This window comes from Enterobacter sp. BNK-29, assembly GCF_048684785.1.
Lineage (GTDB): Bacteria > Pseudomonadota > Gammaproteobacteria > Enterobacterales > Enterobacteriaceae > Enterobacter > Enterobacter cloacae_M.
The window spans coordinates 2,389,968-2,415,379 of record NZ_JBLQTU010000001.1; the positions used below are offsets into that span (position 1 = coordinate 2,389,968).

Annotated in this window: 23 protein-coding genes; 7 read left to right on the plus strand and 16 right to left on the minus strand. The window is 56.9% G+C overall.

The window, feature by feature from the left end; genetic code table 11:
- Window positions 1-12 precede the first annotated feature (12 nt).
- The 3 genes from ACMGGX_RS11415 to ACMGGX_RS11425 all read left to right on the plus strand — a co-directional run bounded on the left by ACMGGX_RS11415 (window position 13) and on the right by ACMGGX_RS11425 (window position 4,125).
- A complete protein-coding gene (locus tag ACMGGX_RS11415) occupies window positions 13-684 on the plus strand; it encodes a glutathione S-transferase family protein (protein ID WP_126797417.1) in 672 nt (223 codons plus the stop codon).
- A gap of 294 nt (window positions 685-978) precedes the next feature.
- Window positions 979-2,328: a guanine/hypoxanthine transporter GhxP gene (gene ghxP / locus ACMGGX_RS11420; RefSeq protein ID WP_029740208.1), complete on the plus strand. Its 1,350-nt coding sequence runs from the start codon at window positions 979-981 to the stop codon at window positions 2,326-2,328.
- A gap of 150 nt (window positions 2,329-2,478) precedes the next feature.
- Window positions 2,479-4,125, plus strand: coding sequence for a Na+/H+ antiporter (locus ACMGGX_RS11425; protein WP_023310060.1), 1,647 nt, complete (start codon window positions 2,479-2,481; stop codon window positions 4,123-4,125).
- 82 nt (window positions 4,126-4,207) lie between these two features.
- Here ACMGGX_RS11425 and ACMGGX_RS11430 read toward each other — a convergent pair whose 3' ends face one another.
- The gene (locus ACMGGX_RS11430; protein ID WP_182382920.1) at window positions 4,208-5,095 is read right to left on the minus strand and encodes a LysR family transcriptional regulator; all 888 of its coding nucleotides are present in this window, start codon (window positions 5,093-5,095) and stop codon (window positions 4,208-4,210) included.
- Window positions 5,096-5,197: 102 nt separating this feature from the next.
- On the opposite strand from ACMGGX_RS11430, the gene ACMGGX_RS11435 reads away from it, so the two are divergent.
- Window positions 5,198-5,608: a CidA/LrgA family protein gene (locus ACMGGX_RS11435; RefSeq protein WP_021242769.1), complete on the plus strand. Its 411-nt coding sequence runs from the start codon at window positions 5,198-5,200 to the stop codon at window positions 5,606-5,608.
- Window positions 5,601-6,290, plus strand: a complete 690-nt coding sequence (locus tag ACMGGX_RS11440) for an LrgB family protein (RefSeq protein WP_023310063.1) — start codon at window positions 5,601-5,603, stop codon at window positions 6,288-6,290. Before ACMGGX_RS11435 ends, ACMGGX_RS11440 begins: the two co-directional genes overlap by 8 nt.
- 32 nt (window positions 6,291-6,322) lie before the next feature.
- Here ACMGGX_RS11440 and actP read toward each other — a convergent pair whose 3' ends face one another.
- The 3 genes from actP to acs all read right to left on the minus strand — a co-directional run bounded on the left by actP (window position 6,323) and on the right by acs (window position 10,377).
- A complete protein-coding gene (actP, locus tag ACMGGX_RS11445; protein WP_032662568.1) occupies window positions 6,323-7,972 on the minus strand; it encodes a cation/acetate symporter ActP in 1,650 nt (549 codons plus the stop codon).
- Complete coding sequence (locus ACMGGX_RS11450; protein WP_023310065.1) at window positions 7,969-8,283, minus strand: DUF485 domain-containing protein; 315 nt, start codon at window positions 8,281-8,283, stop codon at window positions 7,969-7,971. Before ACMGGX_RS11450 ends, actP begins: the two co-directional genes overlap by 4 nt.
- A gap of 135 nt (window positions 8,284-8,418) precedes the next feature.
- Window positions 8,419-10,377, minus strand: a complete 1,959-nt coding sequence (gene acs / locus ACMGGX_RS11455) for an acetate--CoA ligase (protein WP_023310066.1) — start codon at window positions 10,375-10,377, stop codon at window positions 8,419-8,421.
- A gap of 423 nt (window positions 10,378-10,800) precedes the next feature.
- Between acs and gltP the strand changes: the two genes are divergently transcribed.
- Window positions 10,801-12,114: a glutamate/aspartate:proton symporter GltP gene (gene gltP, locus ACMGGX_RS11460; protein ID WP_023310067.1), complete on the plus strand. Its 1,314-nt coding sequence runs from the start codon at window positions 10,801-10,803 to the stop codon at window positions 12,112-12,114.
- A gap of 80 nt (window positions 12,115-12,194) precedes the next feature.
- Here gltP and ACMGGX_RS11465 read toward each other — a convergent pair whose 3' ends face one another.
- The 3 genes from ACMGGX_RS11465 to fdhF all read right to left on the minus strand — a co-directional run bounded on the left by ACMGGX_RS11465 (window position 12,195) and on the right by fdhF (window position 15,612).
- Window positions 12,195-12,869, minus strand: a complete 675-nt coding sequence (locus tag ACMGGX_RS11465; RefSeq protein WP_029740746.1) for a tetratricopeptide repeat protein — start codon at window positions 12,867-12,869, stop codon at window positions 12,195-12,197.
- A 121-nt stretch (window positions 12,870-12,990) separates the two neighbouring features.
- Window positions 12,991-13,143, minus strand: coding sequence for a Hok/Gef family protein (locus ACMGGX_RS11470; RefSeq protein WP_032644722.1), 153 nt, complete (start codon window positions 13,141-13,143; stop codon window positions 12,991-12,993).
- Window positions 13,144-13,464: 321 nt separating this feature from the next.
- Entirely contained in the window at window positions 13,465-15,612 is a 2,148-nt protein-coding gene (gene fdhF, locus ACMGGX_RS11475; RefSeq protein ID WP_420298375.1) for a formate dehydrogenase subunit alpha, read from the minus strand.
- A 256-nt stretch (window positions 15,613-15,868) separates the two neighbouring features.
- Here fdhF and ACMGGX_RS11480 point away from each other — a divergent pair, with 256 nt between their 5' ends.
- On the plus strand, window positions 15,869-16,600 hold the full coding sequence (locus tag ACMGGX_RS11480; RefSeq protein ID WP_420298376.1) for a response regulator: 732 nt from the start codon (window positions 15,869-15,871) through the stop codon (window positions 16,598-16,600).
- Window positions 16,601-16,602: 2 nt separating this feature from the next.
- Here the strand turns inward: ACMGGX_RS11480 and ACMGGX_RS11485 are convergent, their stop codons facing one another.
- The 9 genes from ACMGGX_RS11485 to ACMGGX_RS11525 form a co-directional block, all read right to left on the minus strand.
- Window positions 16,603-17,130 carry a C39 family peptidase gene (locus ACMGGX_RS11485; protein WP_181594218.1) on the minus strand — a complete coding sequence of 176 codons (528 nt, stop codon included), beginning with the start codon at window positions 17,128-17,130 and terminating at the stop codon, window positions 16,603-16,605.
- A complete protein-coding gene (locus ACMGGX_RS11490; protein ID WP_420298377.1) occupies window positions 17,130-18,332 on the minus strand; it encodes a transporter in 1,203 nt (400 codons plus the stop codon). Before ACMGGX_RS11490 ends, ACMGGX_RS11485 begins: the two co-directional genes overlap by 1 nt.
- 17 nt (window positions 18,333-18,349) lie before the next feature.
- Entirely contained in the window at window positions 18,350-18,928 is a 579-nt protein-coding gene (locus tag ACMGGX_RS11495; RefSeq protein WP_202772721.1) for a hypothetical protein, read from the minus strand.
- A 240-nt stretch (window positions 18,929-19,168) separates the two neighbouring features.
- A complete protein-coding gene (locus ACMGGX_RS11500; protein WP_420298378.1) occupies window positions 19,169-20,182 on the minus strand; it encodes a carbohydrate kinase family protein in 1,014 nt (337 codons plus the stop codon).
- Window positions 20,182-21,042 carry a ketose 1,6-bisphosphate aldolase gene (locus ACMGGX_RS11505; protein WP_023310075.1) on the minus strand — a complete coding sequence of 287 codons (861 nt, stop codon included), beginning with the start codon at window positions 21,040-21,042 and terminating at the stop codon, window positions 20,182-20,184. The genes ACMGGX_RS11500 and ACMGGX_RS11505 overlap by 1 nt, the downstream gene beginning before the upstream one ends.
- A 10-nt stretch (window positions 21,043-21,052) precedes the next feature.
- Entirely contained in the window at window positions 21,053-21,739 is a 687-nt protein-coding gene (locus tag ACMGGX_RS11510) for a D-lyxose/D-mannose family sugar isomerase (protein WP_047653084.1), read from the minus strand.
- Between the two features lie 49 nt (window positions 21,740-21,788).
- Complete coding sequence (locus tag ACMGGX_RS11515; RefSeq protein WP_045143063.1) at window positions 21,789-22,730, minus strand: ABC transporter substrate-binding protein; 942 nt, start codon at window positions 22,728-22,730, stop codon at window positions 21,789-21,791.
- Window positions 22,731-22,762: 32 nt separating this feature from the next.
- Window positions 22,763-23,758, minus strand: coding sequence for an ABC transporter permease subunit (locus tag ACMGGX_RS11520; protein ID WP_032662554.1), 996 nt, complete (start codon window positions 23,756-23,758; stop codon window positions 22,763-22,765).
- Window positions 23,755-25,275, minus strand: coding sequence for a sugar ABC transporter ATP-binding protein (locus ACMGGX_RS11525; RefSeq protein WP_023310078.1), 1,521 nt, complete (start codon window positions 25,273-25,275; stop codon window positions 23,755-23,757). The genes ACMGGX_RS11520 and ACMGGX_RS11525 overlap by 4 nt, the downstream gene beginning before the upstream one ends.
- Between the last annotated feature and the right edge of the window lie 137 nt (window positions 25,276-25,412).

A 25,412-nucleotide genomic window follows, 5' to 3' on the forward strand; every position in this document is an offset into this window, starting at 1 on the left:
CAGGAGAAAGCCATGCTCACGGTACACCACCTTAACCAGTCGCGCTCGCACCGCGTGATTTGGGCGCTGGAAGAACTCGGCCTGCCTTATGAGATCGTCCACTACCAGCGCGAAAAGAACATGCTGGCGCCGGAGGCTCTCAAAAAGGTGCATCCGTTGGGCAAATCGCCGGTCATCGAAGATAACGGGCTGATCCTTGCGGAGTCTGGCGCCATCCTGGAATACCTGCAGGAAACGTACGATGCCGAGTCGCGGCTTAAGCCTTTGGATCCCGCGCATAAGGTGCAATACCGCTTCTGGCTGCATTACGCCGAAGGATCGCTGATGCCGCTGCTGTTAATGAAGCTGGTCTTCAACAGCCTCGGCAAGCCGCCGGTGCCGTTTGGTATCAGAACCCTGGGCAAAGCGCTGGGGCAGGGGGTGCAGAAAGCGTATCTCAACCGTCAGCTGGAGACCCATGCGCGCTTTATTGAGTCACATCTTGCCGAAAACAGCTGGTTTGCCGGGGATTCGCTCAGCATGGCCGATATCCAGATGAGCTTTCCGATCTTTGCGCTGCTGGCGCGCGGCGGTATCGCTAATCTGCCGCATATTCAGGCATGGAAGACAAAAGTTGAGAACACCCCAGGCTGGCAAAGAACCCTGGAACAGGGTGGCCCATTATCTATCCCGGGCGAGGACTGAAATGTAAACAAATTGCGCATAGACGATAACGTTTGCGCATCCTCTGTTTATTTCTTCAGCGTCATAAGTGAATTTTAGCGAAAAACGAGAAAGTTCAGTTGAAAAGGGCGGGGATTACGCTAGATAATCGTTTGCCTTAATTTGACCACCCGTTTGTAAGCGCGGAGCTAAACGTTTGCTTTTTTTGTGACGCCCTTTCGTCACAAACGCAACACAAGGATTTGACGTTCAGCTGGCAGTGGCGTCTCCACCTCGCTTACGGACTTCCTAAAAAACTCTCAGGGGATGTTTTCTATGTCTACGCCATCTGCGCGTACTGGCGGTTCACTTGACGCCATGTTTAAAATTTCGGCCCGCGGCAGCACCGTGCGCCAGGAAATTGTTGCCGGTTTGACAACGTTTCTGGCGATGGTTTATTCCGTCATCGTTGTGCCGGGCATGCTGGGCAAAGCAGGCTTCCCGCCAGCGGCCGTCTTTGTGGCGACCTGCCTCGTGGCCGGCGTGGGCTCCATCGTGATGGGCCTGTGGGCGAACCTGCCGCTGGCGATTGGTTGCGCCATCTCTCTGACCGCGTTTACCGCGTTCAGCCTGGTGCTGGGTCAGCACATCAGCGTACCGGTTGCGCTGGGGGCCGTGTTCCTGATGGGTGTGCTGTTTACCGTGATTTCGGCGACCGGCATCCGTAGCTGGATTTTGCGCAACCTGCCGCAGGGCGTGGCGCACGGTACCGGCATCGGTATCGGCCTGTTCCTGTTGCTGATCGCCGCCAACGGCGTTGGTCTGGTCATCAAGAACCCGCTGGACGGTCTGCCGGTGGCGCTGGGCCACTTCGCCAGCTTCCCGGTGATCATGTCGCTGATCGGTCTGGCGGTGATTATCGGTCTGGAAAAACTGAAAGTCCCGGGCGGCATTCTGCTAACCATTATCGGCGTTTCTATTGTCGGCCTGATTTTCGATCCGACCGTACACTTCTCCGGTATCTTCGCTATGCCGTCGCTGAGCGATGACAAAGGTAACTCCCTGATTGGCAGCCTGGATATCGTTGGCGCGCTGAACCCGGTGATCCTGCCAAGCGTGCTGGCGCTGGTCATGACCGCCGTGTTTGACGCGACCGGTACCATTCGTGCGGTGGCCGGTCAGGCGAACCTGCTGGATAAAGACGGTCAGATTATTGACGGCGGCAAAGCGCTGACCACTGACTCCCTGAGCAGCGTCTTCTCTGGCCTGGTGGGCGCGGCGCCTGCGGCGGTGTACATCGAGTCCGCAGCGGGTACGGCGGCAGGCGGTAAAACCGGCCTGACGGCGATCACCGTCGGCGTGCTGTTCATGCTGATCCTGTTCCTCTCTCCGCTCTCCTATCTGGTTCCGGCGTATGCGACCGCGCCAGCGCTGATGTACGTTGGCCTGCTGATGCTAAGCAACGTGGCGAAAATCGATTTTGCGGATTTCGTGGACGCTATGTCTGGCCTGATTACCGCGGTCTTCATCGTGCTGACCTGTAACATCGTGACCGGCATTATGATCGGCTTCGCGTCGCTGGTGATTGGTCGTCTGGTCTCCGGTGAGTGGCGCAAGCTGAACGTCGGCACCGTGGTTATCGCTGTTGCGCTGGTAGCGTTCTACGCGGGCGGCTGGGCAATCTAAGTTATCCATTGATGCGAAAACGGGTGGCTCAGGCCGCCCGTTTTTATTTTCAGGACTCATCCTGTTGCCTTTTGCGTTACTCTGGAGAAGATAGAATAAAAGGCACGACGCCTTCCGGAGTACATAAGCAACACAGCAAACAGGGAACGCATGGAAATCTTCTTCACAATACTCATCATGACCCTTGTGGTCTCGCTATCCGGGGTGGTTACACGCGTACTGCCCTTTCAGGTCCCCCTGCCATTAATGCAAATTGCCATCGGCGCGCTGCTGGCGTGGCCGACGTTTGGCCTGCACGTGGAATTTGACCCCGAACTGTTCCTCGTGCTGTTTATCCCGCCGCTGCTGTTTGCCGATGGCTGGAAAACGCCCACGCGCGAATTCCTTGAGCACGGGCGCGAGATCTTCGGCCTGGCGCTGGCGCTGGTGGTGGTTACCGTCGTCGGGATTGGTTTTCTGATCTACTGGGCGGTACCGGGTATTCCATTAATACCGGCTTTCGCGTTGGCCGCCGTGCTGTCGCCAACCGATGCCGTGGCGCTGTCCGGCATTGTGGGTGAAGGCCGAATTCCGAAGAAAATCATGGGGATTTTACAGGGTGAGGCGCTGATGAATGACGCCTCCGGCCTGGTTGCCCTGAAGTTTGCCGTGGCCGTTGCGATGGGCACGATGGTCTTTACCGTCGGCGGCGCGACGCTGGAATTCTTCAAGGTGGCGATTGGCGGTATTCTCGCAGGCTTCGTGGTGAGCTGGCTGTACGGCCGCTCATTGCGCTTCCTCAGCCGCTGGGGCGGCGATGAGCCCGCAACGCAGATCGTACTGCTGTTCCTGCTGCCGTTTGCCTCTTATCTGATTGCCGAACATATCGGCGTGTCGGGCATTCTGGCAGCGGTTGCGGCGGGGATGACCATTACCCGTTCCGGCGTAATGCGCCGCGCGCCGCTGGCCATGCGCCTGCGTGCAAACAGCACCTGGGCCATGCTGGAATTTGTCTTTAACGGCATGGTGTTCCTGCTGTTGGGCCTGCAGCTGCCGGGCATTATGGAATCCTCGCTGGTGGCGGCCGAAGCCGATCCGAACGTTGAGGTCTGGATGCTGTTTACCGACATCGTGCTGATCTACATGGCGCTGATGCTGGTGCGTTTCGGCTGGCTGTGGACGATGAAAAACTTCAGCGTACGTTTCCTGAAGAAAAAGCCGATGGAGTTCGGCTCGTGGACAACGCGTGAGCTGCTGATCGCCTCTTTTGCGGGCGTACGCGGGGCGATCACCCTTGCCGGTGTACTCTCCATTCCGCTGCTGCTGCCCACGGGCGACGTCTTCCCGGCGCGCTACGAGCTGGTCTTCCTGGCGGCGGGCGTGATTCTGTTCTCCCTGTTTGTCGGCGTGATTATGCTGCCGATTTTACTCCAGCATATTGATGCCGGTGATTCGACCCAGCAGCATAAAGAGGAGCGTATTGCGCGGGCGGCCACCGCCGAAGTGGCAATTGTCGCGATTCAGAAGATGGAAGAGCGTCTGGCCGCGGATGCGGAAGAGAACATCGACAATCAGCTGCTGACGGAGGTCAGTTCCCGCGTTATTGGTAACCTGCGCCGCCGCGCGGACGGGCGTAACGATGTGGAAAGCTCGCTGCAGGAGGAAAACCTGGAGCGCCGGTTCCGCCTGGCGGCGCTGCGCTCAGAGCGCGCCGAGCTGTACCATCTGCGCGCCACGCGGCAGATCAGCAACGAAACGCTGCAAAAGCTGCTGCACGATCTGGACCTGCTGGAAGCGCTGTTGATAGAGAATCAGTAGCGCTGTTTTTGCCCGGTGGCGCTGCGCTTACCGGGCCTACCTTCGAACCGTAGGCCGGGTAAGGCGAAGCCGCCACCCGGCACTATTCAGACTGCACCCAAAACCCCTCACAACACTGCAGCCACGCCTGCGCGCTCTGCGATAAATACACCCCTTCACGCCAGATCATCCCCAGCTGCCAGTGCAGGTCGCTCTCCAGCGGGATCCAGCGCAGCGTGTTTTTATCCAGACGCTCGCAAATCGGCTGCGGCAGGATGGCAATCCCCACGCCGGCCTGCACCATCGCCGCCAGGAAATCCCACTGTCCGCTGCGCACCGCTATGCGCGGCTTGACGTTATGCTGGTTAAACAGCGTCATCAGCTGGCGGCTGAGAGCGAAGTCTTCGTTGTAGATCAGCAGAGGGTGCTCGCCGAGCAGTTCAGGTCTCACCGAGTCTAACTTCAGCCAGTCGCCGGAGCGGGGAACCAGCACGCACAGCGGGTGGCTAAAGAGCGGAAGCGTCGCCAGACCGCTCTCTTCCTCAACGGGAAGGGCGGTCATTGCCACGTCGAGCTCGCCGTTGGTAACGGCCTGCTGGACGGTTAACCCACCAAACTCCGAAATCTTCAGCTCAACGCCGGGATAACGCTGGCGAAACAGGCTGATCGGCCCGGCCATCATCATCCCCACCATTGGCGGAATGCCGAGGCGAAGCACACCTTTCTTCAAATGATTGATATCGCCCAGCTCCGCTTCCAGCTGGCGAAATTCCGCCAGAATCGCCAGCCCGCGTTCGAACACCACGCGTCCGGTGTCGGTCAGCAGCAGCTTGCGCCCGTCGCGGATCAGCAGGGTACAGTTCAGTTCATCTTCGAGGTTTTTCAGCATCTTGCTGATGGTGGGCTGGGTAACAAACAACTTCTCCGCTGCGCGGGTAAAACTTTGCTGACGAACCACTTCGACAAAATAGCGCAGCGTTCTTATGTCCATGATTATTCCTCGAAACTATACCTTTGATGATTTTAATTCATTTCAGTCCATACCGTGCGCTCTCTATACTGGCGCCTCGTCTCATTTTTGAGGAAAACCCCCATGGCCGTGGCGTTAAGCCGTGTTACGCCTGCCGTTGTGCAACGACTCCAGGTCCCGGTGCAGGTACTGCTCTACGCGGGACTGTTTGTTTTCGCGGAATATCTTGTCGGCTGGCTGCATCTGCCGCTGCCCGCCAATCTTGTCGGGATGCTGCTGATGCTGACGCTTATTCTGTGCCGCGTGATCCCCCTTAACTGGGTGCGCGCCGGGGCGCGCTGGCTGCTGGCGGAGATGCTGCTGTTCTTTGTTCCGGCGGTGGTGGCGGTGGTGAACTATGCGCAGCTGCTGATGGTGGACGGCTGGCGAATCTTTGCGGTTATCGCGCTGAGTACGCTGATGGTGCTGGGGGCGACCGCCTGGGTGGTGGATAAAGTGTATCGCTTTGAAATCAGCAGGCACAAACATGACTAATTTTCAGATCAGCGTCTTGTGCCTGATTGCGACGCTGGCGATCTACTTTGCCAACAAGCGGCTCTATCGTCGTTTCCATGCCCTGCCGCTGATGCCGCTGGTCTTCACGCCGATCCTGCTGGTGCTGATGCTGGTCTTCGGCCACATCTCCTGGCAGAACTACATTGGCGAATCCCACTGGCTGCTGTGGCTGCTCGGCCCGGCGACCATCGCTTTTGCCGTCCCCGTTTACGACAACCTGGCGATTATCAAACGCCACTGGATGTCGCTCAGCGCGGGCGTCATCACCGCCACGGTGGTCGCGGTGTGTAGCTCCGTCTGGCTGGCGCGGCTGTTTACGCTGCCCGATGAAATTCAGCGCAGCCTGGCCGTGCGTTCGGTAACCACGCCGTTTGCGCTGGCGGCCGCTAAACCGCTCGGCGGGCAACCGGATTTGGTGGCGCTGTTTGTTGTCGTGACGGGTGTGTTCGGTATGGCGGTCGGCGATATGTTGTTCCTGCGCCTGTCGATCCGTGAAGGGATGGCGAAAGGCGCGGGGTTTGGCGCGGCGTCGCACGGGGCGGGCACGGCACGTTCGTATGAGCTGGGGCAGCAGGAGGGCGTTGTCGCGAGCCTGGTGATGATGCTTTCGGGCGTGGTAATGGTGCTGATTGCGCCGCTGGTGGCGTGGGTGATGTTTTAAGCTCCCCGGCCAGAATGACCGGGGAGAAAGGCTTAATGCGCGCGGCCCTGTTCAACGCCCAGGCCGGTTTGAGAACGGATAAACTGGGCGCGGAATTTCTCACGCTCCAGGTTACCCTCCGGCGAATTGTCGGTGGCCGAGAAGAACCAGATGCCGATAAACGCCACGGCGATCGAGAACAGCGCCGGGTATTCATAAGGGAAGATAGCGCTTGCGTGACCGAGGATCTGCACCCAGATGGTCGGGCCCAGAATCATCAGGATCACCGCCGTCAGCAGCCCCAGCCAGCCGCCAATCATCGCGCCACGGGTGGTCAGCTTCGACCAGTACATGGAAAGCAGGATGATCGGGAAGTTACAGCTTGCCGCAATCGAGAAGGCCAGCCCCACCATAAAGGCGATGTTCTGCTTCTCGAACAGAATGCCTAACAGAATCGCCACCACGCCCAGCACCAGCACGGTGATTTTCGAGACCTTCAGCTCGTCGCGCTCGCTCGCGCCTTTGCGGAAGACGTTGGCGTAGAGGTCATGCGACACCGCAGACGCGCCTGCCAGCGTCAGCCCTGCAACCACCGCAAGAATCGTGGCGAAGGCCACGGCGGAGATAAAGCCGAGGAACAGGTTACCGCCCACCGCGTCTGCCAGGTGCACCGCCGCCATGTTGTTACCGCCAATCAGCGCGCCCGCCGCGTCTTTAAACGCCGGGTTCGCCCCCACCAGCATGATCGCGCCAAACCCGATGATAAAGGTCAGGATGTAGAAGTAACCCATGAAACCGGTGGCGTAAAAGACGCTCTTGCGCGCTTCACGCGCATCGCTCACGGTAAAGAAACGCATCAGGATATGCGGCAGGCCCGCGGTACCGAACATCAGGCCGAGACCGAGCGAGAGCGCGGATATCGGGTCTTTCACCAGCCCGCCCGGGCTCATGATCGCTTCCCCTTTCGGGTGGACTGCCATCGCTTCGGTGAACAGGTTATTGAAGCTGAACCCGACGTGCTTCATCACCATAAAGGCCATAAAGCTGGCGCCGAACAGCAGCAATACCGCTTTGATGATCTGCACCCAGGTGGTTGCCAGCATGCCGCCGAACAGGACGTACATCACCATCAGCACGCCAACCAGCACCACCGCGATGTGGTAGTTCAGGCCGAACAGCAGTTCGATCAATTTACCCGCGCCCACCATCTGCGCAATCAGGTACAGCGCCACCACCACCAGCGAACCGCAGGCGGAGAGGGTGCGAATCGGCCCCTGCTTCAGGCGATAGGATGCCACGTCAGCGAAGGTGTAGCGTCCCAGGTTGCGCAAGCGTTCGGCAATCAGGAACAGGATGATCGGCCAGCCGACGAGGAAGCCGAGGGAGTAGATCAGGCCGTCATAGCCGGAGGTGTAGACCAGCGCGGAGATCCCGAGGAAAGAGGCGGCGGACATAAAGTCACCCGCAATTGCCAGCCCGTTCTGGAAGCCGGTAATGTTGCCGCCAGCGGTGTAGTAATCGTTACGGGAGCGCACGCGTTTCGACGCCCAGTAGGTGATGTACAGCGTCAGCAGGACGAAAATCAGGAACATCACAATGGCCTGCCAGTTGGTTGGCTGGCGCTGGACCTCGCCGGTAATGGCATCCGCCGCGTGGGCGGCAAAGGGAAGCGTGGCGGCGAGCGCCGTCAGAACTCTCTTCATGATGCTTTTACCTCTTGCAGTACCGCTTTATTAAGTCGATCGAATTCACCGTTCGCGCGCCAGACGTAGACGCCGGTCAGCAAGAATGAAATCACAATCACGCCAATGCCAATCGGAATACCGCGCGTCACGCTGGTCCCCTCGTGCAGCGGGGTGCCCAGCCAGTGCGGGGCAAAGGCGATCAGCAGAATAAAGCCGACGTAGATAACCAGCATGATGATGGAAAGGATGAAGGCAAACCGTTGCCGCTTATCGACGAGCTCCCTGTAGTGCGCACTATTCTCTATCTGCTGACAAATATCGTTATTCATCACAGAGTCTCCAAAGGTAAGGTAGGTTTGTTTTTAGTCCCCTCTCCCCTTTGGGGAGAGGGTTAGGGTGAGGGGAGGAAGGTGCGGTCTGATGCCCTCACCCCGGCCCTCTCCCACGGGGAGAGGGAGAAAACACTAGGAAGGCATCGCGATGGCCTGCTTCTCTTCGAGCAGTTTTTCCACCACGCCAGGATCCGCGAGCGTTGAGGTATCACCGAGGTTGCTGGTGTCTCCTGCTGCGATTTTGCGCAAGATACGACGCATAATTTTGCCGGAGCGGGTTTTCGGCAGCGAGTCGGTCCAGTGCAGCACGTCCGGCGTCGCCAGCGGGCCAATCTCTTTACGCACCCAGTTGCGCACCTCAGCGTAAAGCTCTGGCGACGGCTCTTCGCCGTGGTTCAGGGTGACATAGGCGTAAATCGCCTGGCCTTTGATGTTGTGCGGAATGCCCACAACCGCCGCTTCGGCAATCTTCGGATGCGAAACCAGCGCCGATTCAATCTCAGCGGTGCCCAGACGGTGGCCGGAGACGTTCAGCACGTCGTCCACGCGCCCGGTTATCCAGTAATAGCCATCTTCGTCACGACGCGCGCCGTCGCCGCTGAAGTACATGTTTTTAAAAGTCGAGAAGTAGGTCTGCTCGAAGCGATCGTGATCGCCGAACAGGGTACGCGCCTGACCCGGCCAGGAGTCAGTGATCACCAGGTTGCCTTCGGTGGCGCCTTCCAGCGGGTTGCCTTCGTTATCCACCAGCGCAGGCTGCACGCCGAAGAACGGACGGGTTGCGGAACCGGCCTTCAGCTGCGTGGCGCCCGGCATCGGGGTGATCATGAAGCCGCCGGTTTCGGTCTGCCACCAGGTGTCCATCACCGGGCATTTCTCGTTGCCGATTTTCTTCCAGTACCACTCCCAGGCTTCCGGGTTGATTGGCTCACCCACGGAACCCAGGATGCGCAATGAAGAGCGGTCAGTGCCTTCGATGGCTTTATCGCCTTCCGCCATTAATGCGCGGATCGCCGTTGGCGCGGTGTAGAGAATGTTGACCTGGTGTTTGTCGACCACCTGACACATACGCGCCGGGGTCGGCCAGTTTGGTACGCCCTCAAACATCAGCGTTGTTGCGCCACAGGCCAGCGGGCCGTACAGCAGATAGCTGTGTCCGGTAACCCAGCCCACGTCGGCGGTACACCAGTAGATGTCGCCCGGATGGTAGTCGAAGACGTATTTGAAGGTGGTGGCCGCATAGACCAGATAGCCGCCGGTGGTGTGCAGCACGCCTTTCGGCTTACCGGTGGAGCCGGAGGTATAAAGAATGAACAGCGGATCTTCTGCGTTCATCTCTTCCGGTTGATGCTGGTCGCTCGCGTTCTCGATCAGGTCGCTCCACCACAGGTCGCGCCCCTCGTTCCAGTCGATTTTGCCGCCGGTACGCTTAAGGACGATGACGTTGCTGACCGTTTTGACGTTCGGGTTTTTCAGCGCTTCGTCGACGTTTTTCTTCAGTGGGATACCGCGCCCTGCGCGCACGCCTTCATCGGCGGTGATCACCAGTTTTGAACTGGAATCGACAATACGGCCCGCAACCGCCTCTGGCGAGAACCCGCCGAAAATCACCGAGTGGATCGCGCCGATACGCGCGCAGGCCAGCATGGCCACCGCCGCTTCAGGCACCATCGGCATATAGATAGCGACCACATCGCCTTTTTTAATGCCCTTTTCCAGCAGGACGTTGGCGAAGCGGCACACGTCGCGGTGCAGCTCTTTGTACGTAATATGCTTGCTTTGCGAGGCGTCATCGCCTTCCCAGATGATGGCCGTCTCATTCCCGCGCTCGGCGAGGTGACGATCGAGGCAGTTCGCCGCCAGGTTCAGGGTGCCATCTTCATACCATTTAATGGAGACATTGCCGGGCGCAAAGGAGGTGTTCTTCACCTTCTGATAAGGTTTGATCCAGTCAAGGATATGGCCCTGCTCACCCCAGAAGGTGTCCGGGGCGGTGATAGATTGCTGATATTTCTCGTGGTACTGCTCCGGGGTGATCAGGCAACGGTCCGCAATATTTGCGGGAATGTCGTGTTTATGTATTTGGCTCATGGCTTTTTTTCTCCTTGTAAGATGTTAATAATATGTCGCAAAAACGTTAATTGTAGGGGCTTTACAAGCTTTGTTTATTATTTGGGCTACAGATCACGCATTGTTTGAAGAGTATGAAAAATGAGCGAATGAAACTTTGAAGGAAAATAATTGATGCTGACGATTATTCACATTTATGTTTAAAAAAGCGTTTTTATAACAAAAGGTTATTTATCAGAATTAGAACAAACTCCCGTCATCGTCGCTTTTGTGAGTGGAACGCGTCGTTCTTTAAGGCTTGCGCAACTGGTCGCGCAAATGATACTCATACGCCGCGTTAAAAAATCCCATAAACCAACGCAACACAATTCATACCCTTTCAGTATGTCTCCCTGTTCATGCAGTTTGAATGAATAAGGCGCTTCATTGAGGAAGTCAGTTTCTATGAAAAACGTTAAAGTCAGCCTTGCCTGGCAGATCTTAATCGCCCTTGTGCTGGGCATCTTGCTGGGCAGTTACCTCCACTATCATAGCGACAGCCGCGAATGGCTGATTGCGAACCTGCTCTCTCCGGCAGGGGATATCTTTATTCATCTGATCAAGATGATTGTGGTGCCGATTGTGATCTCGACGCTGGTGGTCGGTATTGCGGGCGTCGGCGATGCGAAACAGTTAGGCCGTATTGGTGCGAAAACCATTATCTATTTCGAAGTGATCACTACGGTTGCGATTATCCTCGGTATCACGCTGGCGAACGTGTTCCAGCCGGGGTCCGGGATCGATATGTCGCAGCTGGCCACGGTGGATATTTCGAAATACCAAAGTACGACCGCTGACGTGCAGAGCCATGCGCATGGCCTGATGGGCACTATCCTGTCGCTGGTGCCGACCAACATCGTGGCGTCGATGGCGAAGGGCGAGATGCTGCCCATCATCTTCTTCTCGGTGCTGTTTGGTCTGGGGCTCTCTTCTCTGCCGGCGACGCACCGTGAGCCGCTGGTGACCGTGTTCCGCTCTATCTCCGAAACCATGTTCAAAGTGACCCACATGGTGATGCGTTACGCGCCGGTAGGGGTGTTTGCGCTTATCGCGGTGACCGTGGCGAACTTCGGTTTTGCCTCCCTGTGGCCGCTGGCGAAGCTGGTGCTCCTGGTTCACTTCGCCATTCTGTTCTTTGCGCTGGTGGTGCTGGGGATCGTGGCGCGCCTGTGCGGGCTGAGCATCTGGATCCTGATTCGCATCCTGAAAGATGAGCTGATTCTGGCGTACTCCACGGCAAGTTCTGAGAGCGTGCTGCCGCGCATCATTGAGAAGATGGAAGCCTACGGCGCGCCTGCCTCTATTACCAGCTTCGTGGTACCGACCGGCTACTCCTTTAACCTGGACGGTTCGACGCTGTACCAGAGCATCGCCGCTATCTTTATTGCGCAGCTGTACGGCATTGACCTGTCGCTGTGGCAGGAGATCGTGCTGGTGCTGACGCTGATGGTGACGTCCAAAGGTATTGCAGGCGTTCCGGGCGTCTCCTTCGTGGTGCTGCTGGCGACGCTTGGCAGCGTCGGTATTCCGCTGGAAGGTCTGGCGTTTATCGCCGGTGTGGACCGTATCCTCGACATGGCGCGTACGGCGCTGAACGTGGTGGGGAATGCCCTGGCGGTGCTGGTTATCGCCAAGTGGGAACACAAATTCGATCGTAAAAAAGCGCTGGCGTATGAACGCGAGGTGCTGGGTCGTTTTGATAAGACGGCCGACCAGTAACATCCTAAGCCCGGTGGCGCTGCGCTTACCGGGCCTACGGGTTTTGTAGGCCGGGTAAGGCGAAGCCGCCACCCGGCACTTTACTCTCCGCTCAGCGCATCAAACTCTTCGCATCCGGTATCAAACCCTTCAGTACAGCTCAGGTTCAACCAGTACAGCGCTTTCTGTTTATTGGGCGTGATAAAGCCTTTCTCACCCTGCCTGAACAACATCCCTGCCCAGTACTCGGCGTATCCCGTGCGTGAAAGTGCCGAGCTCCGCTTGAACCACGAGGCGGCCTGCACGTCGTCCTGGGCCACTTCAACGCCGTTGGCATAAATCAGCCCCAGCAGCATTTGCGCATCTACCGCAGAGTCGTTGTCGATATCTTCGGCCGCCGTTTGCAGCAGTTTGATGGCCTGAGGATAGTCAGTTTTACCTGCCTGAGTGTTGACCAGCACGCGCGCCAGCATGATCGCGCCGCGTTTGCTGCCCGCGATGGTTGCCTGCTGCGCCAGCGCCTTAGCTTGCGCATAATTTCCCTGGGTAAAGAGGATTTGCGAGAGCAGCCCCATGGCGTCGACATCGCCACCTTTAGCGGCTTTCTCGGCCCACAGCGCAGCCTGCTTGCTGTCACCGGAGCTAAAGTATGTGTCGGCCAAATAATACTGGGCACGGGCGTCACCCGCTTCAGCCTGTTCTTTGTACTGGCTGCCAATCTCGTCGGCACGGACAAGCGATGTAAAAAGTAACAACAACAGAAAAATATGTTTCATGGGTTCTTATCATCGGGGTACACGCCGCGCAGTATAATCGCGGCGACAGAAGAAAAAAATGGGTGCATTAAGACCTCAGCATCCTGCAAGCCGGGCGGAACCTTGGTTCCGCCCGTAGAGGTTAGCCTGCGTTACAGGCTAATTTTGCCGCCACCTCCTGATGTTCACCCTTTATTGAAAACTCGCATAACTTACCTCGAGTAATAAAGGTAAAGATCACTATCGTCAGGCAAATAATAAAGACAATGCCTAACGCAGTTTTTAATGGCGTCATGCCTTTTACTCCTTGTCAAAAAAAGAATAAGAGGCTACTCTCAACTTGTCGGAGTTGAGGGAGTAGCCTCGGGTAAATGAAAATTTCCCGGGGCTTTCTACTTTCTGTCCCTCAACAATGCTCAAGACAGAAAGTCTTAAGCACCCGCCGCACATCTTATCCCTCTGAATTAAAATGCAAAGATGTAATTCTTTTTCGCGAAAATTACATTATTTCTGCGAGCCGCTTTCCAGAATAATAATTGATATATTTGATGAGTTAATCGCAAATAAAAAGGGAGTGAATATCTCACTCCCTTTATTCACTGATGAATTAACGGCTTCAACCCATTGCGCTTTCGCGCAGTCGGGCTTTCAGCTTGTTATATTCGTCGATGACATGCTGTTCTGCAGCGTGCTGATCCGCAATCGGCTCCACGCGTACGGCACAGTATTTATACTCCGGCGTTTTGGTTATCGGGCTTAAGTTCTCCGTGACCAGCTCGTTACAGGCGCCAATCCACCACTGGTAGGTCATATAGACCGCCCCTTTGTTCGGACGATCGCTGACCTGCGCACGGGTAATGATCCGGCCTTTGCGCGAGTTCACCCACACCAGCGCTTCATCCTCAATGCCGAGGCGCGCTGCGTCGGCGGTGTTGATTTGCGCGTAGCCCGGTTCGTCCGCCAGCGCCGCCAGCGCGGCGCAGTTACCCGTCATCGAACGACAGGAGTAGTGGCCCACTTCACGCACGGTGGAGAGCACCATCGGATACTCGTCGGTGAGCTTATCGATCGGCGCGACCCAGTCGCAGGTGAAGAACTGCGCCAGCCCGTTCGGGGTGTCGAACTTCTCTTTAAAGAGGTATGACGTCCCCTGGTCGGCTTCGGACTCATCCCGACACGGCCACTGGATGTATCCCAGCTCACCCATTTTTTCATAGGTTGCCCCATAAAAGTCCGGACACAGACTGCGCAGCTCGTCCCAGATCTCCTGAGTGTTGTTGTAGTGCATCGGGTAGCCCATGCGGGTGGCGATTTCGCTGATGATCTGCCAGTCGGTTTTAAGATCCCACTTCGGCTCGACCGCCTTAAAGAAGCGCTGGAAGCCGCGGTCCGCCGCCGTGTAGACGCCTTCATGCTCGCCCCAGGAGGTCGACGGTAAAATCACATCCGCCGCCGCCGCGGTTTTGGTCATGAAGATATCCTGGACAATCACCAGCTCCAGATCCTCAAACCCTTTGCGCACCGCAGACAGCTCGGCGTCGGTCTGAAGCGGATCTTCACCCATGATGTAGGCCGCACGCACCTCGCCGTGCGCCGCGCGGTGCGGCAGCTCGCTGATGCGATATCCGGTGTGTTCCGGCAGGCTTTCCACGCCCCAGGCCTTCGCGAATTTCTCGCGGTTTTCCGGGAACTTCACGTACTGGTAGCCCGGATAGGTGTCCGGCAGCGCGCCCATATCGCAGGCGCCCTGGACGTTATTCTGCCCACGCACCGGGTTGACGCCGACGTGCGCTTTACCCAGATTGCCGGTCAACATCGCGAGGCTGGTCAGAGAACGCACGGTTTCCACACCCTGATAGAACTGGGTCACGCCCATTCCCCACAGGATGGCGGCGGTTTTCGCCCCGGCATACATCCGTGCCGCCTGGCGGATCTCCTGCGCGCTGACGCCGGTGATTGTTTCCACCGACTCTGGCGTATAGCCTTCGACAATTTTCCGATACTCTTCAAAACCTTCCGTACGGGTCGCGACAAACGCCTGGTCGTACAGATTCTCCTCAATAATGACGTGCCCCATTGCGTTCAACAGCGCGATGTTCGAGCCGTTTTTCAACGCGATGTGCATATCCGCAATGCGCGCGGTTTCAATTTTGCGCGGATCGCAGACGATGATTTTCGCCCCGTTCTGCTTAGCGCGAATAACGTGGTTCGCGACGATAGGGTGAGAATCCGCCGGGTTATAGCCAAAGATGAAGACGAGATCGGTGTTATCTATCTCGTTGATGGCATTACTCATTGCGCCGTTACCGACCGACTGGTGCAGACCTGCAACCGATGGGCCGTGTCAGACGCGAGCGCAGCAGTCGACGTTATTGGTTCCAATAACGGCGCGCGCGAATTTTTGCATCACATAGTTGGTTTCATTCCCCGTCCCGCGTGAGGAGCCGGTGGTCTGAATTGCATCCGGGCCATACTTGGCCTTGATGGCGCTCAGACGCGTGGCGACGTAATCCAGCGCCTCGCTCCAGGAGACGGCTTCCAGCTTGCCGCCGCGCTCGCGGCGGATCATAGGGGTTTTCAGGCGCGGGGTGAGGATTTGGGTATCGTTAATAAAATCCCAGCCGTAGTAACCTTTCAGGCATAGCGTGCCCTGGTTGGTTTTCCCCTGTGCGGCCTCCGCCCGGACGATTTTGCCGTTATCGACCACCAGGTGGATCTTGCAACCTGAGGCACAATAAGGGCAAACCGTGACGACTTTTTTCATCAGTCTGCTCCAGTTAATCGAATCATTCGCACCTACTATGCAGCTTCTATGCCATGTTTTTTGTATGGGTATACTCTGACTTTACGGTCCCTTCGCGGTGAAAACCCTGACAAAAAGCAGCCAATCGTCAAAATTGACGTGTCGACAGGGCAGCGGATGTGACATGGGTTGAATTTCCGTCACTGAAAAAACCATTTGACTGGAGCCGACGGCAGAATGGTTCAGACTTAACATAATCCCCTGACGGAAGCATACGATGAAACCGGCGATCCTGGTGGTTGATGACGATACGGCAGTCTGCGAACTGCTTCAGGACGTGCTGAGCGAGCACGTCTTTAGCGTGCTTGCCTGCCATAACGGCCAGGATGCACTGCGGAAGGTACAGCAGGAGCCGAATATCGCGCTGGTGCTGCTGGATATGATGCTGCCGGATATCAACGGCTTACAGGTTTTGCTGCAGCTGCAAAAGCAGCGCCCGGCGCTACCGGTGATCATGTTAACCGGGCTGGGCAGTGAGTCAGACGTGGTGGTGGGGCTGGAGATGGGGGCCGACGATTATATTGGCAAACCGTTCAACCCGCGCGTGGTGGTCGCCCGCGTTAAAGCGGTATTGCGCCGTACGGGCGTGCTGGCGGCGGAAGTCCCCGCAGCGCCCGTAGCGGGCATTGTTTTTAACGGATGGACGCTTGATACCACCCGCTGTGAGCTGAGCGATCCGCAGCGTAACCCTGTCCCCTTAACCCAGGGCGAGTACGGCTTGCTGCTGGCGCTTACGCAAAATGCCCGTCGGGTGCTGAGCCGTGACAGGCTGCTTGAGCTGACCCACAGCGAAAGCGCGGACGTGTTCGACCGCACGATTGACGTGCTGATCATGCGCCTGCGCCGGAAGATTGAGGCTAACCCGCATCAGCCAGCGCTCATCAAAACCATTCGTGGGCTGGGTTACGTGTTTGCCACCGATGTTTCCCATAGCGAGAAAGCAGCGTAATACTAAGGTTTTATCAGTGCCTCCGTTTTCAATGCGTAACCTTTCCACTCTGATTTTAGACGCCACAATGGTATCGATTTTCGTCCTGTTTCCGGGTCGAGAATTTCTGCAGTGTCATTATGAATGGCGGTGATCACCACAAAATGCGAATACTTTTCCCCTTCCAGGGGGATGATCATGGGTTGGTCAATCGTCAGTGGTTCATTAACGTCATATCGGAGGCCTTTTGCCTGAAAACCCATACGCTGAGCCGCATTTTTTAGATCGAGAAGGGAAAAACCTGTTTGCAGTTTCTCCGCTTCTGTCCCAGGCTCAGCGCGATAGATAATATCTGAGATGATATCTATCTCTCTTATCTCTAGCGAAAAGCGGGTATTGAGCAGGAGCGACAGCGCTGCTGGCCCGCATGAAAAATCGGTCGTCTGGCGAACAATCCCGTCTGTACGCAAGCGCATCCAGCCTTTCATGGTTGCGTTATAGGCCTGCGCATGACAGGCCAGTAATAACAAACATGCCGCTGACCATTTCATCAGAAGTTCCTTGTCATGCTGACGCCGAACGTTGAACCCGTTGTCTCCAGTGGGAAGGAGACTTCAGGCGTAATATTGAAACGCGGTGATAGCAGATAAGAGAAATAAAATGCAAGCGATTCAGACTCCTGGCTGGTGCCTTTCATGGTGCGCCCTTCGTATTTCATATTATCTGACCAGCTATAGGTAAATCTGCTGCCCAACGAACTGACATTATTGAGAGCGAAACCGGTGCCCAGGAATGCCGATGCGGTATCGCCAGCTTTAATTCGCTCCCCACCTTTACTGGTCTCAAACGTTTTTTCGTATGAGATACCGCCAAAAAAGGTTACGGGATCCGTAATCCGCACAAACGTCAGGGATGGCGTCAGGCTCCAGTAGCCTTCGCTGTTATTGAGCGGCTGCTTCCAGGCGTCCAGGTCGGAGACGTATTTTTTGCGCCCGGTCGGCGTATTGACGGCAAGTGAGCCCGTCACGGATGGATGATCATTGTTCTCTTTCAGTAGCAGATACTGGATACCGGCCGATATGTCGCCGATATGGCCCTGAGAGGTATCCCGGGTCCAGGCATTACTCGAAACATCTTCGATTTTTGTGTAGGTCCAGGGTACGTTTAACCAGACGCTAAGCCTGTCGGTAATACCGAATTTTGGCGAAACATAAAAATAAAGCTTTTTAATCGAATAACTGGAAACTTGATAAGGCCCCTGCTGCGGCAATGAGGACATGGATTTCCATGTGCGGTATTTGAAACCGAAATCAACGTCAGTTTCCCCGTGATTAAGCAGAACCGTATAGTCGGAAAGATAACTAATGGGCGCGCTATACTCCTCCTGCTTTTTTTCTATGTTAGCTATTCGAATATTATCTTTTCTGACGACGTCGAAATGGGTCACATCCGGGAAGGAAATGGGATACGCGTTATCCTTTCGCACAATGGATGCTGAATGATTGCTATCTGATTTAAGGAACCCCGTGATTCTGTCACCATTTTTAAACGTCACTGCATACTGCTTATCGGTGTCTATCGTTTTTATTTGATCAGCGCTGATCCGCAGACTTGAACCATAGGGCGTGCTGAACACACACACACCATCTTTAAAGGAGACAATATCTCCAGTGATATTGTCTCCGTTGTTCAGTCTGAGAATGTCAGCATGCGCAATCGTAACAAATATAAATGGCGCAACGACGCCAGCCACTCTCGACATCATTTAAATCACCACTTTGTCATGTTGATGTCGCGGTTCCATTTTGTCCAGCGCAGTGCCTGGTTCGATAAGGTCCCATCGGTGTTCACGACACGATAATACTCTTCAACAACCGATGATTTCGCTGCTTCGAAACGGCCTTCAGTACTGCGCGCGTAGCGCCACACATCACCAACGACCGAGTATTTTTTTCCATCGCCGGTATCGGTAATCGTTGTCGGGCCGTTGACGAAGTCCTGGCTGTGCAATACGTAATTTCGACTATCTTCATCGACGCCGAAGTTATGAATCATATTCATATAGTGCATGCCAACAAAATTTGTTCCGGTGATGGTATCAAACCCTTCAAGAGGTTTTTTTATGCTGCCGGAGTCGGTCAACGTCAGACTTGAGTATTTCGGAAACTTTATCCCAGCCCAAGGGTTGGTTGGGGTTGTTGGTTTAGGTATTGGGAACAATGGGTTAGTAACAAGGCCGTTTCCTTTACCATTAATTTGCGATAGTTGCGTGTCACTTAATTCAGTTACTGCGGCATGTGTTATGCCGGAGAATAACAATGCCGTTAGCAGCATAATTCTATGCTTCATGGTTTTTCCTTATGGTAAATTAATGTTGTTATCCTGGTGTATATTCATCTTAAGGGTAAGTGAACATGACCAATGGATAACGCAAGGAAAAACGGCAGATACGGCTTAAACTTTAAATATGATTAATACGAATGGTTGATAATTGATCAGCTTAAATTTTACGCATATATATTGCAGCAGAGATATAGCGCCGCTTGCAGGGTGATTTACGATAGAGTTATATTTCCCTTTACCCTTAATTCAGGTAGGGGCTGAATTATCCTCAAGATACGTTTTCAGCTCTTCCAGCGTTTTTGCGCCGTCAATCGCGTTGGCGGCCAGCAGGCTGGCCCGCGCGCAGGCGTGCGCCAGATAAATGCTCTCCGTGAGCGGGAGCGATTCGTGGCAACCGTATAAAAACCCCGCGCAAAACGCATCGCCCGCGCCAACGCTGCCGACAATCTCTTTCTGCTCCAGCAACCATGATGGGATCCAGCGGCCTTGCTCACCCGGCGCTTCGCCCCATGCGCCTTCCGGACAGTGGATCACCACCCGCTGACGCACGCCTGCCGCCAGCAGCTGCGTCGCGGCATCGGCGATATGGGAGATATTCAGCGCATCGTCGGCGTCGCGCATCTCCAGGCCGCTAAACTCTCCGGCTTCCAGCTCGTTAATCACCAGATAATCCAGATGGCGCAGGGCAGGGAGCACCAGCGGCTGATAGCGCGGGTCGCCCTTGCGGGACACCAGATCGAGCGACGTTTCATACCCCTGGTCGCGCATCTGCGCCAGCAGGCGCGCGCTGCGGGTGCCAAACTCGTCATCGGGCATATCCAGGCTGTCGAGCAGCAGCAGGTAGCCGAGATGGAAGATCTTCATCGATCCGTCTAAGCGATCGAAGGCGGGAAGATCCAGCAGGCGGTTGGCGCCCGGCGAGTGGAAGAAGGTGCGCTGTCCGCTGGGATCGGTCATGACCTGCGACATGGAGGTCGGGGCAACGGTGGTGCGCTGCACGCGCTGGCGGTTGACGTGGTACTGGTCGAGCATCGCCAGAATGTAGTCCCCGTCGGCATCTTCACCAATCAGCCCCACCGCCTGCAGCGGCAGGCCAACGTGCATTTTTGCCAGCGTCAGCAGCACGTTGAGCGGCGCGCCGCCGGTTGAGCGTTCGCTGTGGGTGATTTCCGCCAGCCAGCCGCGCTCCGGCCACTGCACGATCTGATGCACGTGATCCACCAGCATGTTGCCTGCGGCGATGATGCCTTTGCGTTCCATTATGCCTGCCCCGCGCTGCCGAAGATGCGCATCTGTTCGGCGACCGTATCGGTAATCGCCTCTTCTATCCCCAGCAGCAGTTCGGCAAACTCATCGTAAAGCGGCTGGCGGTTCGCCATGCGCTGCTCAACGGCGGCGAGCGCGGCCTGCGACATGCCGGTATAGAAGTTGATTTTATGGATGCCCAGCTCGATGGCGCGGCGGAAGTCGGCATCGCTAATCCCGGAGCCGCCGTGTAAAACCAGCGGCAGCCCCGTCTGCTGGCGAATGGCGTCCAGGCGTGGGAAATCGAGTTTCGGCTCGCCCTTGTATTTGCCGTGCGCGTTGCCGATGGCAACTGCCAGCGCGTCAATGCCGGTTGAATCGACAAATTCTCGCGCCAGCTGCGGGTCGGTAAAGAACGCTTCATCCGCATGCCCGTACAGCGCGCCGCCTTCATCACCACCGACCGCGCCCAGCTCCGCTTCCACCGACACGCCGACCGCGTGGCACATCTTCACCACCTCCCGCGTCTGGCGAATGTTCTCCTCATAGCTTAGCGTAGAGCCGTCAAACATCACCGAGCTGAACCCTAAGCGCAGGGCGCGCACCACCGCCTCGAAATGCAGGCCGTGGTCGAGGTTGAGCACCACGGGAATATCGTGACGGGCGGCCTCGAACTTCACCGCTTCGACAAGCGAATCCAGAGACACGTACTTAAAATGCACTTCGGCGATGTTGATAATAAACGGCGAGCGTTCCTGCTTCGCGGCGGCGAACAGCGCGCGCAGGAAGTGGGAGTCGAGCACGTTAAACGCGCCCAGCGCGTAGCGATGCGCCCTGGCGTGCTCCAGACCGTCGGCAAGAGAGATCAATGGCATCATTTACTCCTTATATCCGAAACAGGTTGTACTCGTTGCACAGCACCAGCAGCGCCGGTTCGTCTTCTTCGATGTTGTTATAGCGGGCAACGGGCTGCAAAAAGTGGTTGTCGTGCTCGTCGTCGTTTACCGATGACACCTCCCCAACCAGCACGTCGCCGAAGCCGCGTTCGCCCCAGAAGCTGTGGTACAGAGTGGGTGTCAGACAGATGCTTTCCCCTGGCATGAGGCGCAGCTGGCTGCCGGGCGCGTGGGTCTGGCGACAGCCGTCGACGGTGACCGTCACGTCGGTGTTTTCCGTCTCTTCATGCGCCCCGGCATTCCATAACTCAATAATCAGATTCCCGCCGCCCCGGTTGATGATGTCTTCCCGCTTGCGCCAGTGAAAATGCATCGGCGTCACCTGACCGTCGCGCACGTGCATAATTTTTTCGGCATAGCACTTTTCATAAGGCACGCCGTTGGGCGAACCGTTGCGCAGGGTAAACAGCGTCAGGCCCTCAGCGGCAAAGCTGTTGCCGCCGAACGCCGTCACGTCCCAGCCGAGCTTGAGGTCGAACACTTCCTGCCAGGCGGCCTGGTCAAGCTGCTGCCATTTTGTGGGCGGGAAGCTGGCAAACGGCGGGAGATGCACGTCGTGCATGGAAAAGAACTGTCGCGTGTGGCCGAGAATTTCATTGATGTCGGAGCGTTTCATGGGGACTCCTTGAAAACAGTTCCCTCTCCCTGCGGGAGAGGGAAAAGGATCATTTAACCGTCCAGCCCTTATACGTGCCGACGTTCTTTTTATCGATCATCGTCACCGGGATCAGCACCGGCGCTTTTGGCGCAGGTTTGCCCTGTAGAATGTCATAGCCGATCTCCACCGCTTTTGCCGCCATCACCTGCGGATCCTGCGCCGGGGTCGCGACAAACAGGGAGTTTTCCCGCTTCAGCGCTTCCTCACCGTCCGGGGAACCATCCACGCCGACGATAAAGAACTCGTTGCGCTGAGCCTGCTTCGCGGCCAGATCGGCACCAATCGCCGTCGGATCGTTAATCGCAAACACGCCGTCGATCTTCGGATTGGCCGCCAGCAGGGAGGTCATGACTTCCAGACCGCCTTCACGACTGCCCTTGGCGTTTTGGTTATCCGAGAGCACCTTGATATCCGGATGTTTTTTGAATTCCGTCTGACAGCCTTCCACGCGGTTTTGCACCGCAGAGACCGGCGGTCCGTTGATGATCACCACGTTGCCTTTGCCTTTCAGGCGATCGGTAATGTACTTACAGGCCATTTCGCCCGCCTGGGTGTTATCGGAGGTGATGGTCGCATCCGCCCCTTCCGCCGCCACGTCAACCGCAACGACCACGATCCCGGCGTCCTTCGCGCGCTTCACCGCCGGGCCGATCCCTTTGGAATCCGCAGCGTTGAGGATGATCATGTCCACCTTCGCGGCAATGAAGTTATCGATCTGCGCCACCTGCTGGCCCAGATCGTAACCGCTGGAGACCAGCGTCACCTTGACGTTATCGCCTGCCAGCTTGCGCGCTTCCAGCTCGGCACCTTTGGTGATCTGCACGAAGAACGGGTTGGCCAGGTCGCCCACCGTCACGCCGATGGACTTCAGATCTTTTGCCTGCACAAACGGCGTTGCGGCAAGCAGCGCGCCAGCACAGAGCGCGGTCACTAACGGTTTCAAACGCATATGGTTTTCCTCGAAGCTGTAGGGTTTTGTTGTTATGCACTTTGATGGTGTCGGGTACGGTATTTGTCGATCAGCACCGCTATGATGATCACCGCCCCTTTGATCACCAGCTGCCAGAAGTAGGAGACGCCCATCAGCGTCATGCCGTTATTGAGGGTGGCGATGATCAGCGCGCCGACCAGCGTGCCGGTGATCGTGCCGATCCCGCCGACGAAGCTGGTGCCGCCGAGGATCACCGCCGCAATCGCATCCAGTTCGTAGCCCGTGCCGAGGTTGCCGTTGGCGCTGTAGAGGCGTGAGGCGCTCATCACGCCGCCAAGCCCTGAGAGCAGGCCGCTCATACCGTAGACGAACAGCAGCACCAGCCAGACCTTAATGCCCGTTAAGCGAGCCGCCTGCATGTTGCCGCCCACCGCATAGATGTGGACGCCGAGCGTGGTGCGGCGCAGGATGAACCAGCAGATAGCAATGACCGCCAGCGCGATTACCACCAGCCACGGGATCGGGCCGAGGTAGTTATTGCCGATCCACTCGAAGCTGATGTTGGAGTTAATGACCGTCGTGCCGTCCGCCAGCAGATACGCCGCGCCGCGCAGCGCCGTATAGGTGCCGAGCGTCACGATAAAGGGCGGCAGCCCGGCAAAGGCCACCAGCGCGCCGTTGAACAGGCCCAGCACCATGCCGAGCATCAGCGCGGCCGGAATGGAGAGCATGGCAAATTCAGGGATAAGCGAGACCACCATCGCCGCTACCGCCGTGGTGCCCAGAATCGAGCCCACGGAGAGGTCAATCCCGCCGGTTAGGATGATGAAGGTCATTCCCGCCGCCAGCACGATATTGATCGACGCCTGACGGGTAATGTTGAGCAGGTTGCTCTCGGTGAAGAAGTTCGGGGCGATAAAGCCAAATACCGCCACAATCAGGATAAGAATCGGCAGGATGCCGACCGTTTGCATCAGATCGCTCATCAGCATTTTTTTGGCGGAGGCGGATTTCGCCACCTGCTGCGGATGGGTTGGAGTTGTCATGATTGCACCGCCTGATGATGAGTGTCGTTCACGCCGGTTGCCAGCGTCATAATGTTTTCCTGAGAGATGTCGCGCCCGTGGAGTTCACCCGCAATGCTGCCTTCCCGCATCACGTACACCCGGTCGCTCATGCCTACCACTTCCGGCAGCTCGCTGGAGATCATTAAAATCGCCACCCCTTTGCGCGCCATCTGGTTCATGATGCGGTAGATCTCGCTTTTCGCGCCGACGTCCACGCCGCGCGTGGGTTCGTCCAGGATCAGAATGCGCGGGCCGATGGCCACCCAGCGGGAGATCAGCAGCTTTTGCTGGTTGCCGCCGGACAGCCCGCCCGCGCGCACCTGCGAATGGGGCACGCGGATGTTGAGCAATGCAATGGCGTCATCGGAAATCGACTGGGCTTTTTTGCGGTTTAGCATGCCGAAGGTGGCGTCGCGCTCCAGCGTCGCCATGGTGATGTTCTCCTGCGCCGCCAGCTCCAGAAACAGCCCCTGCTCCTTGCGGTTTTCGGTGAGAAAACCGATGCCGTTTTCGATGGCCGCACGCGGGGAGTGGATCACCACCGGCTCGCCGTCGACCTCAATCATGCCGCCGGTGGCTTTACGCACGCCGAAGATAAGCTGCGCCAGCTCGGAGCGTCCGGCCCCGACCAGGCCCGCCAGCCCGACGATTTCACCGGAACGCACCTGCAGGCTGCACGGCTGTACTTTTTTACCGTCGGTGAGGTGGTGGACGTTGAGGCGCGGGCTGCCGAGGGGAATATCACGCTCCTTGTTGAACAGGTCGCTTAACGGGCGGCCCACCATCATGCGCACCAGCTCGGAGGCGTTTAGCTTGTCGCGCGTCAGGCTGCCGACGTACTGCCCGTCGCGCAGAACGCTGACGCGGTCAGAAAGTTCATACACTTCCGCCATGCGGTGGCTGATATAGATGATCGCCATCCCTTCATCGCGCAGGCGCAAAATCAGTTCAAACAGGCGGTGGGTTTCCCGCGAGGAGAGGGCGGCGGTGGGTTCATCCATCACCAGAATGCGGCTGTTGCGGTGCAGCGCGCGCGCGATTTCCACCTGCTGCTGCTCGGCGATGGTCAGCTTCATCACCAGGTCGGTAGCATTGAACTGTGCCCCGAGGCGCTCAATCACCGCCTGCGCCTGGGCGGCCATCTCTTTGCGCTGCACCATCCCGCCGCGCGACAGCTCGCTGCCGAGAAAGATATTTTCGGCAACGGTCAGGTTGGGCGCGAGCTGCATCTCCTGATAAATCAGGGTAATGCCTGCGGCCAGCGCATCTTTCGGCCCTTTAATGTGAAACGGCTGACCGTCGATCAGGATCTCGCCGCTTGTGGCGGTATAGGCTCCCGCGAGGATTTTCATCAGCGTGCTTTTTCCCGCGCCGTTTTCGCCCATCAGCGCGTGGATCTCTCCGGGAAAGACAGTCAAATCCACACCCTTGAGCGCGTGGAAACTGCCAAACGTTTTGGCAATGCTGCGCATCTCTAATACCGGGGTTCTGCTCATGGCGGATCTCCTGCGAATGCCGATATCTGCACTTCATCACAGGTGCGTAAATGCAAAATGTCAGAAGCTGTTCATATTTGTCATAGTTATGAATAGCTAATGTAGATCACAGTTATTGAACTACCCTCACCCCGGCC